We start from the raw sequence: 13,629 nt of genomic DNA, 5'->3' as shown, positions 1-13,629 counted from the left end.
CTCGTTCTCTTTCCGTGCAGCGGATGGTTCGGCCAGCCCCGTCGGGGCGCCTCCACCAGGCCCACGCCGTCTGCACAATCCGGTCGAACTCAAGCACATCCGACCAAACTTCGGCCAAATGTGACGCCAATTTTTCTATGGCCTGACTGAGATCTGTCCGAACGATCCGCCCTCACGAGTCCGACCCGCCTCCGTATGCAAGGACCGGCCGTTCGGTGGTGGCGCCGACGACCGGCACCGCTACCGGACCGCCGCGGCACCTCCCTCTCCGCCGCTCCTTCGGGAGCCGCCCTGCCGAGTCCTCCCCGCCGGTCCCCGGGGGCCCTCGGCGGGCCCCCGGGGGAAGTGGCTCCGACCGGATCAGGGCGCCGGGGTGAACACGAGTGAGGCGTTGTGGCCGCCGAAGCCGAACGAGTTCGTCAGGGCGGCGGTCAGCCGGCCCCGCCGGGGCTCGCCCGTGACGACGTCCAGCTTCACCTGCGGGTCGAGGACGTCGAGGTTCCGGGTCGCGGGGATGACGCCGTCGCGGAGCGAGAGGATCGCGGAGAGGGCGCCCATCGCCCCGGCAGCGCCGAAGAGGTGACCGGTCATCGATTTGGTCGCGGTGACGGCCGGGTGGAGGCCGATGGCCTCGGTGATCGACCCGGCCTCGGTGAGATCGCCCATGGGGGTGGAGGTCGCGTGGGCGTGGACGTGCTCGACGGCGAGCGGGGACAGGGCTGCGGAGGACAGTGCCAGCCGCATGGCGCGGATCTGGCCGTCGGGGTGCGCGGCGGTGATGTGGTGGGCGTCGGAGGTGACGCCGGCCCCGGCGAGTGTCGCGTGGGCGCGGGCGGCCCGTGCGGCGGCGAACCCGGCACGCTCCAGGACGACCACCACGGCCCCCTCGCCGATGACGAAGCCGTCGCGGTCGACGTCGAAGGGCCGGGACGCCCGCTCGGGCGCGTCGTTGCGGGTCGAGTGCGCCCTGGCCTGGGCGAAGCCGGCCAGCGGCAGCGGGCAGATGCAGGCTTCGGTGCCGCCCGCCACGACCACGTCCGCCCGGCCGAGCCGGATCAGGTCGAGGCCCATCGCGATCGCCTCCGCGCCCGACGCGCAGGCGCTGACCGGGGTGTGGGCGCCGCCGCGGGCCCCGAGGTCGATGCTGACCCAGGCGGCGGGACCGTTGGCCATCAGCATCGGGACGGTGTGCGGTGAGACCCGCCGGACTCCGGACGATTCGAGGACGTCGTCCTGGCCGAGCATGGTCAGCGCGCCCCCGGTGCCCGTACCGATCACCACGGCCAGCCGCTCCGGTTCGACGCCGGGCGACCCCGCGTCGGCCCACGCCTCGCGGGCGGCGACCAGTGCGATCTGCTCGCAACGGTCCATCCGGCGGGCCTGCACCCGGTCGAGGACCTCGCCCGGCTCGACCTTGAGCCTGCCCGCGATCCGTACGGGCAGGCCGGCCGCCCACTCCTCCTCGATCGCGCTGATCCCGGACTGCCCGGCGAGCAGCGCGGACCAGGTCGAGGCGACGTCTCCGCCGAGCGGTGTCGTGGCCCCGAGACCGGTGACCACCACCTTGTTGGAATCGGCATCCATCGGTGAACCCCCTTTATGAGATCTGTACAACTCCCCGCGCCGAAGGCCGGTCGGGGATGTCGAGTTCTCCGTCACTCTGCCAGGGGTTTGACGGGTGATCAGGTGCGGACATCCACGGAGTCCGGCGCCCGGGAATTGTGGGGTTCCGCCATTCACCGTCGAGTCCGCTTCTGCGGTACCAGCCCCGCCGTTCCGCCTGCCACCGTGCCGCCCGTCACCATCGGCAGGCCGCCGTCGTCCGACGGCAGTCCGTTCTCCGCCCACTGGCGCCGCCGGCATCCGGGAGCCGGCCGGCCGTACCACCGGAACGGCCCGGTCGCCGCAGGATCCACCGGGAGCTGTTCGAGTATCGGCAGGTCGCCCCCGTGCGCCGGAGGCGGCATCACGGGATCATCGCTCACCGACGCCACCCCGGTGCCCAACTCCGGTCGCCGGGCAACCGGCCCGACGGGGCACCACCCCTGATGCGGCGTCGGCCGGTGTGCCGCAGGCGTCGGACGACCGCCCCGGGACCGGCCTCCGGAGTCCGGGCGCGGGTGAGGCCCTCCGTCCGGGCCGGTGAGGGCCGGGCCCAACGCCCTTGGCTGTCAGGGTGGTTCCTCAGCTCCAGTCGAAGGTCAGCAGGGCGATCCGCTCGACGGGCTCGAAGAACAGCAGGATCGAGTCGGCACCCGTTCTGCGGTAGTGCCAGCCGGGCACCGACGCCACGAAGCGGAACGGGTTTCCGGCCGGACTGACCGGCCAGGCGCTGTCGTCGTCGTACTCGACGGGGAACAGCTCGGGCCGCACCCAGTTCCCGTGCGGGTCCGCATCGCCGCCGAGCTGCTCCAGCAGTGCCATGGCGTCGGGTCCGCCGGACCGCGGGGACCCGTCGTCGTGGCGCATGAGCAGGACGCCCTCGCGGCGGAAGGCGTCCCGGTGCGCCAGGTAGCTGCGCTCCTCGGCCTCGCAGTGCTCGTCGAGTTCCGCACGGAACCCGGGCCAGGGGTCGGGCAGCTCCTCGGGGGTCGTCGCCCGTGCGAAGTAGCGCCGGTCGCCGAGCAGGCGGTAGCGGTCGTCCTCGATCGAGAACCCGAGCCAGTTGGTCCTCTGCAGGGGCAGGTGGAAGGCCTCGGTGTGGTCGCCGAGGTAGCCGTCCGCCGGTTCCAGCGGGCTGACCAGGTGGATCCGGCCGTGCCAGGCCGGGTCCACCGCGGCGAGATCGATCGAGATCAACGGGTGCAGGTGTGCCGCCAGTTCGACCTGGTCGGCGACGAACACGTCCGCGGGCTCGGGGTAGACCCGCAGCCCGGTCCCGGCCGTCATGACATCCTCCCGCATTCGGAAGCCTCCCTCGCTCGTCCCCGGCGGTCGGCCGGGGTCGTCGGCACGTGTGACCGACCGAGGGAGAGTCAACCCTGCCCATCTGACACTCCTTCTCCCCACGGTCTTCGGATGTCCCGGCAGGTCTTGTCCGCGCGCACTGCGGCGCCCTTCCGCAGCGCGGGGAAGACCTCGACCCGCCACTCCGGCTCAACCGCTCGCCCGCCGACCGAACCGCTCGGTCGCAGGCGGCTGTGAGCGAGCGCTCGACCCGGCCTGTCCGGCCGACCGATGCGCCCAGCACGCCAGGCTTTTGACCAGGGCCCTCCGTGACAGCGAGACCGGGTGGGTCAGGGCCGCGCCGTCACCGGGCGGCGCGCTGAATCCAGAGGGGTCACCGGCCTGTCCGCATGAGGGCCGGGCCGACTCTCGCGCTCGGTCGGGCCGGCTGGAGGGCCCACGGGCCGAGTCGGGTGCCGAGTCGCAGCGACGTGGCCCCGCCATGCGACCTTCTTGCATGAATGTTCCGTCGTGCGTATATTCATGCCAAGCAGCTGAGGAGGAACGTCATGGTTTTGCGCGTCGCCGTCGCCGGCGCCAGCGGGTACGCGGGTGGTGAGGTGCTGCGCCTCCTGCTCGGGCATCCGAAGGTCGAGATCGGAGCGCTGACCGGCGGGTCGAACGCCGGGGTGCGGTTCGGGGAGTTGCAGCCGCATCTGCTGCCGCTGGCCGACCGGGTGCTGGAGCCGACCACGCCGGAGGTGCTGGCCGGGCACGACGTGGTCTTCCTCGGGCTGCCGCACGGCCAGTCGGCGGCGGTCGCCGAGGTGCTCGGTGAGGACGTGCTCGTGGTGGACTGCGGTGCGGACTTCCGGCTGAAGGACCCCGCGGTGTGGGAGCGGTTCTACGGCTCCCCGCACGCCGGCACCTGGCCGTACGGGCTGCCCGAGTTGCCGGGGTACCGGGAGGCGCTCAAGGGGAGCAAGCGGATCGCCGTCCCCGGTTGCTACCCGACGGCCGTCTCGCTGGCGCTGTTCCCGGCGTACGCCGCGAAGCTGGCCGAGCCGGAGGCGGTGGTCGTCGCCGCCTCCGGGACGTCCGGCGCGGGCAAGGCGGTCAAGGCGCACCTGCTCGGCAGCGAGGTGATGGGCTCGATGAGCCCGTACGGGGTCGGCGGCGGGCACCGGCACACGCCGGAGATGGCGCAGAACCTCGGCTCGATCGCGCAGGAGCCGGTCGTCGTCTCGTTCACGCCGACCCTCGCCCCGATGCCGCGCGGCATCCTGGCCACCTGCTCGGCCAAGGCCAGGCCGGGCACCACGGCCGGGCGGCTGCGCGAGGCGTACGCGGCGGCCTTCGCGGGTGAGCCCTTCGTCCGGCTGCTGCCCGAGGGGCAGTGGCCGCGGACCAGTTCGGTCTACGGCTCCAACGCCGCGCTGATCCAGGTCGCGCTGGACGAGCACGCCGGGCGGATCATCGCGATCAGCGCGATCGACAACCTGGTGAAGGGCACCGCCGGCGGCGCGGTGCAGAGCATGAACATCGCCCTCGGCCTGCCTGAAGAGCTGGGCCTTCCCGTGAACGGAGTCGCACCGTGACAAGCAGTCGGAACGCAGGCGTGACGGCGGCGAAGGGCTTCCGTGCCGCCGGGGTCACCGCCGGGATCAAGGCCTCCGGCACCCCCGACCTGGCGCTGGTGGTCAACGACGGCCCCTCGTTCGCCGCAGCCGGCGTCTTCACCTCCAACCGGGTCAAGGCCGCCCCGGTGCTCTGGTCCGAGCAGGTCCTGAAGGGTGGTCAGGTCTCCGCCGTCATCCTCAACTCCGGTGGCGCCAACGCCTGTACGGGTCCGCTCGGCTTCCAGGACACCCATGCGACGGCCGAGAAGGTCGCCGCGGAGCTGAAGCTCAACGCGGGCGAGGTCGCCGTCGCCTCGACCGGCCTGATCGGCGAGCGGCTGCCGATGGACGTCCTGCTGCCCGGTGTCGAGCTGGCCGCCGAGTCGCTCAGCGAGGACGGCGGCGAGGCCGCGGCCATCGCCATCAAGACCACCGACACGGTGCACAAGACGGCGCAGTACACCGGCGACGGCTGGACGGTCGGCGGCATGGCCAAGGGCGCGGGCATGCTCGCCCCCGGCCTCGCCACCATGCTGGTGGTGCTCACCACCGACGCCGCCGTGGACAGCCGGGGCCTGGACACCGCGCTGCGCTCCGCGACCCGCACCACCTTCGACCGGGTGGACTCCGACGGCTGCATGTCCACCAACGACACCGTGCTGCTGCTGTCCTCGGCCGCCTCCGGGACCACCCCGGACGCGGCCGAGTTCGCCGAGGCCGTCCGTACGGTCTGCGACGACCTGGCCCGGCAGCTGATCGGCGACGCCGAGGGTGCCAGCAAGGACATCCGGATCGACGTCGTGAACGCCGCCACCGAGCAGGAGGCGGTGGACGTCGCCCGGACCATCGCCCGCAACAACCTGCTCAAGTGCGCCATCCACGGCGAGGACCCGAACTGGGGCCGGGTGCTGGCCGCGATCGGCACCACCGCCGCCGCCTTCGACCCCGACCGGCTGAACGTGGCCATCAACGGCGTCTGGGTCTGCCGCAACGGCAGCGTCGGCGAGGACCGCGCCCTGGTGAGCATGAAGGGCCGCGAGGTGGTCGTCACCGCCGACCTGAACGCCGGCGGGGCCGCCGCCACCGTGTGGACCAACGACCTCACCGCCGACTACGTGCACGAGAACAGCGCCTACTCCACCTGAGCCGGGGGACACGAACACCGTGCAGATCGCACCCAAGGGCGAACAGGCCCGCAACAACACCGCACTGCCCAAGGCGATGACGCTGATCGAGGCGCTGCCCTGGCTGGAGCGCTTCCACGGCAAGACCGTGGTGATCAAGTTCGGCGGCAACGCCATGGTGGACGAGGACCTCAAGTCGGCCTTCGCCCAGGACGTGGTCTTCCTCCGCTACGCCGGGCTGCACCCGGTCGTGGTGCACGGCGGCGGCCCGCAGATCAGCGCGCAGCTGGCGAAGCTGGGCCTGGAGTCCTCGTTCACCAACGGCCTGCGGGTCACCACCCCCGAGACCATGGACGTGGTCCGGATGGTGCTGGCGGGCCAGGTGCAGCGCGAGCTGGTCGGCCTGCTGAACGAGCACGGGCCGTTCGCGGTCGGCATGACCGGCGAGGACGCGCACACCATGACGGCCGTCAAGCGGTACGCGGTGGTGGACGGCGAGCAGGTGGACATCGGCCTGGTCGGGGACATCGTCAACATCGAGGCCGGCGCGGTCAGGGCGCTGATCGCGGACGGCCGGATCCCGGTCGTCTCCAGCATCGCGCGCGGCGTCGACGGCCACGTCTACAACATCAACGCCGACACCGCCGCCTCCGCACTCGCGGCCGCGCTCGGCGCGGAGATGCTGGTGGTCCTCACCGACGTCGAGGGCCTCTACGCGGACTGGCCCAACTCGGACGACGTGATCAGCCAGCTCAGCGCGGGCGAGCTGGAGAAGATGCTGCCGGACCTCGCCAGCGGCATGCTCCCCAAGATGGAGGGCTGTCTGCGGGCCGTGCGCTCGGGCGTGGGGACCGCGCGCGTACTGGACGGCCGGGTGCAGCACTCGCTGCTCCTGGAGATCTTCACCGACGAAGGCATCGGCACCATGGTCGTCCCGGACGACGAGGCGGCCGTCCTCGGGGGACTGGCATGACGAACGCGGCGACCTCCGGCAACGCCCGGCTCACCCGGCGCTGGCAGCACGCGCTGATGAACAACTACGGCACCCCCCGGATCCCGCTGGTGCGCGGGGCCGGCGCGAAGCTCTGGGACGCCGACGGCAAGGAGTACCTGGACCTGGTCGGCGGCATCGCGGTGAACGCGCTCGGCACCGGTCATCCGGCCGTGGTCGAGGCGGTCACCCGGCAGATCGGGCAGCTCGGGCACATCTCCAACCTGTTCCTGGCCGAGCCGACCGTGCAGCTGGCCGAGCGGCTGCTCGGGCTGTTCGGCCGCGAGGGCCGGGTGTTCTTCTGCAACTCCGGCGCCGAGGCCAACGAGGCGGCCTTCAAGATCAGCCGCCTCACCGGCCGCACCCACCTGGTCTCCGCCCAGGGCGCCTTCCACGGCCGGACCATGGGTGCGCTGGCGCTCACCGCCCAGCCCGCCAAGCAGGACCCGTTCCGGCCGCTGCCCGGGGACGTCTCGCACGTCCCGTTCGGTGACGTCGAGGCGCTGCGCGCGGCCGTCACCACGGACACCGCCGCCGTCTTCCTGGAGCCGGTCCAGGGCGAGAACGGTGCGATCCCGCTGCCGCCGGGCTATCTCGCGGCCGCCCGCGGGATCACCCGGGCGAAGGGCGCCCTGCTGGTGCTGGACGAGGTGCAGACCGGCATCGGCCGTACCGGGCACTGGTTCGCCCACCAGGCCGAGGAGGGCGTCGAGCCGGACGTCGTCACGCTCGCCAAGGGCCTCGGCGGCGGGCTGCCGATCGGTGCGACCGTCGCCTTCGGCGCGGCAGCCGATCTGCTGCAGCCGGGCCACCACGGCACCACCTTCGGCGGGAACCCGGTGGCGGCGGCGGCCGGTCTGGCGGTGCTGGAGACCATCGAGGCCGAGGGCCTGCTGGAGCACGTCCGGAAGATCGGCGAGCGGCTGCGCAGCGGGGTCGAGGCGATCGACGACCCGCTGGTCTCCCACGTCCGGGGTGCCGGGCTGCTGCTGGGCATCGTGCTGACCGAGCCGGTCGCGGCCCGGGTCCAGGCGGTGGCGCAGGACGCCGGGTTCCTGGTGAACGCGGCGACGGCGGACGCGGTGCGGCTGGTGCCGCCGCTGGTGCTGACCGAGCAGGAGGCGGACGGTTTCCTGGCCGCGCTGCCGGAGATCCTGCGCACCGTCCGGGCGGCCGCCCCCGACGCGAAGCACGGCGCGTAGTCCGGGAGAATTACCAGTATGACCGTATCCCGACCCGACCAGCCCGCCGCCGGTCCGACGCCGCAGGTTCCGCAGACCCGCACGGCCCGGCACCGGCGGATCGTGGACCTGTTGACCCGTCAGCCCGTCCGCTCGCAGAGCCAACTGGCCAAACTGCTGGCCGACGACGGACTCGTGGTCACCCAGGCCACGCTCTCGCGGGATCTGGACGAACTGGGCGCGGTGAAGATCCGCAACCGGGACGGCGCGCTCATCTACGCCGTCCCGGCTGAGGGCGGTGACCGTACGCCGCGCGCGCCGATGGGGGAGTCGGCCAGTGAGGGCCGGATGGCCCGGCTGGCCGGTGAGCTGATGGTCTCCGCGACCGCCTCGGGCAACCTGGTCGTGCTGCGGACGCCGCCGGGTGCGGCGCAGTTCCTGGCCTCGGCGATCGACCAGGCGGAGGTGTTCGAGATCATCGGCACCATCGCGGGCGACGACACCGTGCTGCTGATCAGCCGCGACCCGGCCGGCGGCCAGGCGCTGGCCGACCATCTGATGCAATTGGCCCAGTCCAAGACCCAGTAGTACCCGGCGCCGGACGGGCAGCGCCCCAGGGGCGCGGGAGCACGGCCGATCGACTGCGTGCGCGGGAGACCCCGCGGCCACGTGGCGGATCGGACGGGCCCCGCGCCCCTGAGTGTTTTCCGCCGCCCGGTCCGCCCCTCGGAACGCACGGACGAACAGGTTTTGATTTCCATACGCCGTCATGCATACTTATACCCATCGCCGTATGGGACACGCATACCGCTGACCCACCCCTGTTCGCACTGTTGTGAAGGAGAAAGCCGTGACCGAGCGCGTCGTACTCGCCTACTCGGGCGGTCTGGACACGTCCGTCTGCATCGGCTGGATCGCCGAGGAGACGGGCGCCGAGGTCATCGCCGTCGCCGTCGACGTCGGCCAGGGCGGCGAGGACCTCGATGTCATCCGTCAGCGCGCGCTGGACTGCGGTGCCGTCGAGGCCGAGGTCGCGGACGCCCGCGAGGAGTTCGCCGACGAGTACTGCCTGCCCGCCCTCAAGGCCAACGCCCTCTACCAGGGCCAGTACCCGCTGGTCTCCGCGCTCTCCCGGCCGGTGATCGTCAAGCACCTGGTCGCCGCCGCGCAGAAGCACGGCGCCACCACCGTCGCCCACGGCTGCACCGGCAAGGGCAACGACCAGGTCCGCTTCGAGGTCGGCATCAACTCCCTCGCCCCGGGCCTGAAGTGCATCGCCCCGGTGCGTGACTACGCGATGACCCGGGACAAGGCGATCGCCTTCGCCGAGTCCAAGGGACTGCCGATCGCGACCACCAAGAAGTCGCCGTACTCGATCGACCAGAACGTCTTCGGGCGGGCCGTCGAGACCGGCTTCCTGGAGGACATCTGGAACGCCCCGATCGAGGACGTCTACGAGTACACCCAGAACCCGGCCACCCCGCGCGAGGCCGACGAGGTCGTCATCACCTTCGAGGCGGGCGTGCCGGTCGCGATCGACGGCCGCAAGGTCACCGTGCTGCAGGCCGTCGAGGAGCTGAACAAGCGGGCCGGCGCCCAGGGCATCGGCCGGCTCGACATGGTCGAGGACCGCCTCGTCGGCATCAAGTCCCGGGAGATCTACGAGGCCCCCGGCGCGATCGCCCTGATCACCGCCCACCAGGCCCTGGAGAACGTCACCGTCGAGCGCGAACTCGCGCGCTACAAGCGGCAGGTGGAGCAGCGCTGGGCCGAACTCGTCTACGACGGCCTGTGGTTCTCCCCGCTCAAGCGGGCGCTCGACGGCTTCGTCAATGAGGCCAACCAGGTCGTCTCCGGCGAGATCCGGATGGTGCTGCACGGTGGCCGCGCGGTGGTCAACGGTCGCAAGTCCGACCAGTCGCTGTACGACTTCAACCTCGCCACCTACGACACCGGCGACACCTTCGACCAGTCGATGTCCAAGGGCTTCATCGAGATCTTCGGCATGTCCTCGAAGATCGCCGCCCGCCGCGACCTGGCCTGATCCACCCCCGCCCGGCGGTCCCGGCTGCACCCCCTCGCAGCCGGGGCCGCCCCGCAAGCCACCTCCCCACCCCGTGAAGGAGCCACCCGCGATGCCGTCAGACCAGAATGCAGATGTCCGTCTCTGGGGCGCACGCTTCGCCGACGGCCCCTCCGAGGCGCTGGCCAGGCTCTCCGCGTCCGTGCACTTCGACTGGCGCCTCGCGGCGTACGACATCGCGGGCTCCAAGGCGCACGCCCGGGTGCTGCACAAGGCGGAGCTGCTGACCGACGACGAGCTGGCCGCCATGCTCGCGGGGCTCGACCGGCTGCTCGCCGACGTCGAGTCGGGGGCCTTCACCGGTACGGTCGCCGACGAGGACGTGCACACCGCCCTGGAGCGCGGGCTGCTGGAGCGGCTCGGCGCCGACCTCGGCGGGAAGCTCCGGGCCGGCCGCTCGCGCAACGACCAGATCGCCACCCTGTTCCGGATGTACCTGCGGGACCACGCGAAGATCATCGGTGGGCTGGTCCTGGACCTCCAGTACGCCCTGGTCGGCCTGGCCGAGGCCCACCCGGACACCGCGATGCCGGGCCGCACCCACCTCCAGCACGCGCAGCCCGTGCTCTTCGCCCACCACGTCCTCGCGCACGCGCAGGCCCTCGGCCGGGACGCCGAGCGGCTGCGCCAGTGGGACGCCCGCACCGCCGTCTCCCCGTACGGCTCCGGCGCGCTCGCCGGGTCCTCGCTGGGCCTGGACCCGCAGGCGGTCGCCGCCGAGCTCGGTTTCGAGGGCGGTTCGGTGGCCAACTCCATCGACGGCACCGCCTCCCGCGACTTCGTCGCCGAGTTCGCCTTCGTCACCGCCATGATCGGGATCAACCTCTCCCGGATCGCGGAGGAGGTGATCATCTGGAACACCAAGGAGTTCGGCTTCATCACGCTGCACGACGCCTTCTCCACGGGCTCCTCGATCATGCCGCAGAAGAAGAACCCGGACATCGCCGAGCTGGCCCGGGGCAAGTCCGGCCGGCTGATCGGCAACCTGACCGGGCTCCTGGCGACCCTGAAGGCGCTGCCGCTCGCCTACAACCGCGACCTCCAGGAGGACAAGGAGCCGGTCTTCGACTCCTGCGACACCCTCGAGGTCCTGCTGCCCGCCTTCACCGGCATGATGGAGACCCTCACCGTGCACCGCGAGCGCCTGGAGGAGCTGGCCCCGGCCGGGTTCTCGCTGGCCACCGACATCGCGGAGTGGCTGGTCAGGCAGGGCGTGCCGTTCCGGGTCGCGCACGAGGTGGCCGGCGCCTGCGTCAAGGTCTGCGAGTCGCAGGGCATCGAGCTCGCCGACCTGACGGACGCCCAGTTCGCCGAGATCTCCGAGCACCTCACCCCCGAGGTCCGCTCGGTCCTCACCGTCCACGGCGCCATCGCCTCCCGCAACGGGCGGGGCGGCACCGCCCCCTCCGCCGTGGCCGCCCAGCTCGCCGACCTCAAGGCCGACCTCGCCGCCCAGCAGGCCTGGCTCAAGCACTGACCCCGGCGGCCGGGCGCACCACCAGGGGCGCGCGGACCCGTGCGAAACGGAGGGCGACCACCCGTACCCGGCCTCGGTGACCGGCAGGCACCACGTCCGCCCGCAGGACGGTGCCGCCGCTCCCCGCAGGAATCGTGCGGCGCGGTCCCTCCCGTTTCGCGCGGCTCCCCGCGCCCCTGGTGCCTGCGGCACCCGCCCGGCAGGCCCGGTTGCTCGAGCCGGGCGGGGCGGGGCGGCCGATACTGGTGGCATGGGCGCCAGAGCCGCCGCCGCACTCCGCAGAGGGTTCCGAGGCCAGCTGATCACCCCGGGCGACCCGGAGTACGACGCCGCCCGGACCGTGTGGAACGGCGCGATCGACCGCCGGCCGGCCCTGATCGCCCGCTGCACCGGCACCCCGGACGTCCTGCTGGCCGTCGAGGTGGCCCGGGAGTACGGGCTCCCGCCCACCGTCCGGGGCGGCGGCCACAGCATCGCCGGCCACGCGGTCTGCGACGGCGGCCTGATGATCGACCTCGCGCCGATGCGGAACGTCCGCGTGGACTCCGCCCGCCGGACCGCCCACGCACAGCCGGGCGCCACCTGGGCCGAGGTCGACCGGGAGACCCAGCGCTACGCCCTGGCGACCCCGGGCGGACTGATGTCCGCCACCGGGATCGCCGGCACCACCCTCGGCGGAGGCTTCGGCTGGCTCAGTCGCGCGTACGGGCTGACCTGCGACAACCTGCTGGAGGCCGAGCTCGTGACGGCCGACGGGCGGGTGGTCACCGCCAGTGCGGCCCAGCACCCGGAGCTGTTCTGGGGCATCCGGGGCGGCGGCGGGAACTTCGGCGTCGTCACCTCGCTCTCCTACCGGTTGCACCCGGTCGGCCCGCAGGTGCTCTGCGGCGAGCTGTACTTCCCGGCCGACCGGGCGCCCCAGGTGCTCCGGGCGGTCCGCGGCCACCTGCGCGGCGCCCCCGACCAGCTGTTCGCCCTCTGCCTGCTCGGCATCGCCCCGGCGCTGCCCCACCTGCCCGCCGACCTGCCCGGCACCCCGGTGGTCCGGATCGCGATGTGCCACGTCGGCCGGCCCGAACGCGGGCGGGGCGCGATGGCGCCGCTGCGCGCCCTGCCGGGCGTGCTGGCGGACACGGTCCAGCTGCGCCCCTACACCGCCTGGCAGCAGATGTTCGACCCCGGCTGGGGGCCCGGGGCCCGCAACTACTGGAGGGCCGAGTACCTGGCCACCCTGGACGACCGCGCCATCGCCACCCTCACCGGGCACCTCGCGCGGATCACCTCACCGCTCTCCGACATCCGGCTCGCCTTCCTCGGCGGGGCCATCGCCCGGGTCGGCCCGGACGACACCGCCTACACCCACCGCTCGGCCCCCTACCTGCTCAGCATCAACTCCCGCTGGGAGCGGCCCGCCGAGGACGCCGAGCACGCCGGATGGGCCAGCGAGCTGTGGAGCGCCATGCGGGCCTTCTCCTCCGGCGGCGTGTACGTCAACTTCCTCGGCCAGGAGGGCCCGGGGCGGGTCCTGGAGGCGTACGGCCCGGTGAAGTACCGCCGGCTCACCGCGCTGAAGGACAGCTACGACCCCGGCAACCTGTTCCGCGTCAACCAGAACATCCCGCCCAGCTCCTGACCGGGTGACCTGCCGTCACCTGCGGGGGCGGACGGCGGTCATACCGGGTGTGATCCCCGTCGCCGAGCTGCGCCCCGCCTTCGCCCCGCTCGCCGCCGCGCTGGCGCACCGGCACCGCCTCGACCCGCAGGACCTGGAGCAGGACGTCTGGCTGCGGGTGCTGGAACGGGCCGCCGACGGCACCCTGCCGCGCGACCGGGTCTCCTGGGTCAGGGCGCTGACGATCCAGCTGACCGCCCAGCTGGCAGCCGGGCGCGGTGCCCCGCAGCCCGCCCCGGAGCCCGTCGGGCAGCCTGCTCGGCAGTCCGTCCGGCGGTCCGGGGAGTCCCGCCGGCAGCACCCGTCGGTGCCCTCCGCCGAGGAGCAGTTGCTGACGGCCTACCGCCACCGCGCGGTACGGCGGGCGCTGGCCGGGCTGCCGGGACGCTGCCCCGAACTGCTCGCCGTGCTGTCCGAGTCACCCGAACTGACGTACCGGCAGGTGGCCGAACGCCTGCGCCTGCCCAGGGGCAGCATCGGGCCCACCCGGTCGCGCTGCCTGGGCTGTCTGCGGGCCCTGCTGTACAGCCATCGGCCGCCGAGTGACACGCACCACGTCGGGCGTCCGGAAGGTTGAGACCGGGGGAAGCCGGGGT

11 protein-coding genes are annotated in these 13,629 nt (G+C 72.7%); 9 read left to right on the top strand and 2 right to left on the bottom strand.

Annotation, left to right across the window (positions count from 1 at the left end):
- Positions 1–360: 360 nt before the first annotated feature.
- Together ACFC1R_RS15640 and ACFC1R_RS15635 are read right to left on the bottom strand one after the other, a co-directional pair.
- Positions 361–1,584 carry a beta-ketoacyl-[acyl-carrier-protein] synthase family protein gene (locus ACFC1R_RS15640; RefSeq protein WP_375938719.1) on the bottom strand — a complete coding sequence of 408 codons (1,224 nt, stop codon included), beginning with the start codon at positions 1,582–1,584 and terminating at the stop codon, positions 361–363.
- Positions 1,585–2,184: 600 nt separating this feature from the next.
- Positions 2,185–2,904 carry a hypothetical protein gene (locus ACFC1R_RS15635; RefSeq protein ID WP_375938717.1) on the bottom strand — a complete coding sequence of 240 codons (720 nt, stop codon included), beginning with the start codon at positions 2,902–2,904 and terminating at the stop codon, positions 2,185–2,187.
- Between the two features lie 551 nt (positions 2,905–3,455).
- On the opposite strand from ACFC1R_RS15635, the gene argC reads away from it, so the two are divergent.
- From argC to ACFC1R_RS15590, 9 genes are all read left to right on the top strand, one after another.
- Positions 3,456–4,484, top strand: a complete 1,029-nt coding sequence (gene argC, locus ACFC1R_RS15630; RefSeq protein WP_375938715.1) for an N-acetyl-gamma-glutamyl-phosphate reductase — start codon at positions 3,456–3,458, stop codon at positions 4,482–4,484.
- 20 nt (positions 4,485–4,504) lie between these two features.
- Complete coding sequence (gene argJ / locus ACFC1R_RS15625) at positions 4,505–5,650, top strand: bifunctional glutamate N-acetyltransferase/amino-acid acetyltransferase ArgJ (RefSeq protein WP_375938852.1); 1,146 nt, start codon at positions 4,505–4,507, stop codon at positions 5,648–5,650.
- A gap of 76 nt (positions 5,651–5,726) precedes the next feature.
- Positions 5,727–6,602 carry an acetylglutamate kinase gene (gene argB, locus ACFC1R_RS15620; RefSeq protein ID WP_375938850.1) on the top strand — a complete coding sequence of 292 codons (876 nt, stop codon included), beginning with the start codon at positions 5,727–5,729 and terminating at the stop codon, positions 6,600–6,602.
- Positions 6,599–7,822, top strand: a complete 1,224-nt coding sequence (locus tag ACFC1R_RS15615) for an acetylornithine transaminase (protein ID WP_375938713.1) — start codon at positions 6,599–6,601, stop codon at positions 7,820–7,822. The genes argB and ACFC1R_RS15615 overlap by 4 nt, the downstream gene beginning before the upstream one ends.
- Positions 7,823–7,840: 18 nt before the next feature.
- A complete protein-coding gene (locus tag ACFC1R_RS15610; protein WP_375938711.1) occupies positions 7,841–8,389 on the top strand; it encodes an arginine repressor in 549 nt (182 codons plus the stop codon).
- Between the two features lie 262 nt (positions 8,390–8,651).
- Positions 8,652–9,845 carry an argininosuccinate synthase gene (locus ACFC1R_RS15605; RefSeq protein WP_375938709.1) on the top strand — a complete coding sequence of 398 codons (1,194 nt, stop codon included), beginning with the start codon at positions 8,652–8,654 and terminating at the stop codon, positions 9,843–9,845.
- Between the two features lie 91 nt (positions 9,846–9,936).
- A complete protein-coding gene (argH, locus tag ACFC1R_RS15600; protein WP_375938707.1) occupies positions 9,937–11,361 on the top strand; it encodes an argininosuccinate lyase in 1,425 nt (474 codons plus the stop codon).
- A 250-nt stretch (positions 11,362–11,611) separates the two neighbouring features.
- The gene (locus ACFC1R_RS15595) at positions 11,612–12,994 is read left to right on the top strand and encodes an FAD-binding oxidoreductase (protein WP_375938705.1); all 1,383 of its coding nucleotides are present in this window, start codon (positions 11,612–11,614) and stop codon (positions 12,992–12,994) included.
- A 49-nt stretch (positions 12,995–13,043) separates the two neighbouring features.
- A complete protein-coding gene (locus tag ACFC1R_RS15590; RefSeq protein ID WP_375938703.1) occupies positions 13,044–13,610 on the top strand; it encodes an RNA polymerase sigma factor in 567 nt (188 codons plus the stop codon).
- Positions 13,611–13,629: the final 19 nt, after the last annotated feature.

Source organism: Kitasatospora sp. NPDC056138, assembly GCF_042264695.1.
Classification (GTDB): domain Bacteria; phylum Actinomycetota; class Actinomycetes; order Streptomycetales; family Streptomycetaceae; genus Kitasatospora.
The sequence above is the reverse complement of the archived record's forward strand: the minus strand, read 5'-3'. Positions and strand labels throughout refer to the sequence as shown.

Bases quoted from the DNA above. Each gene is read 5' to 3' on its own strand.
- ACFC1R_RS15635 (WP_375938717.1), bottom strand. From the start codon at position 2,904: ATGCGGGAGGATGTCATGACGGCCGGGACCGGGCTGCGGGTCTACCCC.
- ACFC1R_RS15640 (WP_375938719.1), bottom strand. From the start codon at position 1,584: ATGGATGCCGATTCCAACAAGGTGGTGGTCACCGGTCTCGGGGCCACG.
- argH (WP_375938707.1), top strand. From the start codon at position 9,937: ATGCCGTCAGACCAGAATGCAGATGTCCGTCTCTGGGGCGCACGCTTC.
- argC (WP_375938715.1), top strand. From the start codon at position 3,456: ATGGTTTTGCGCGTCGCCGTCGCCGGCGCCAGCGGGTACGCGGGTGGT.
- ACFC1R_RS15610 (WP_375938711.1), top strand. From the start codon at position 7,841: ATGACCGTATCCCGACCCGACCAGCCCGCCGCCGGTCCGACGCCGCAG.
- argB (WP_375938850.1), top strand. From the start codon at position 5,727: ATGACGCTGATCGAGGCGCTGCCCTGGCTGGAGCGCTTCCACGGCAAG.
- ACFC1R_RS15615 (WP_375938713.1), top strand. From the start codon at position 6,599: ATGACGAACGCGGCGACCTCCGGCAACGCCCGGCTCACCCGGCGCTGG.
- ACFC1R_RS15595 (WP_375938705.1), top strand. From the start codon at position 11,612: ATGGGCGCCAGAGCCGCCGCCGCACTCCGCAGAGGGTTCCGAGGCCAG.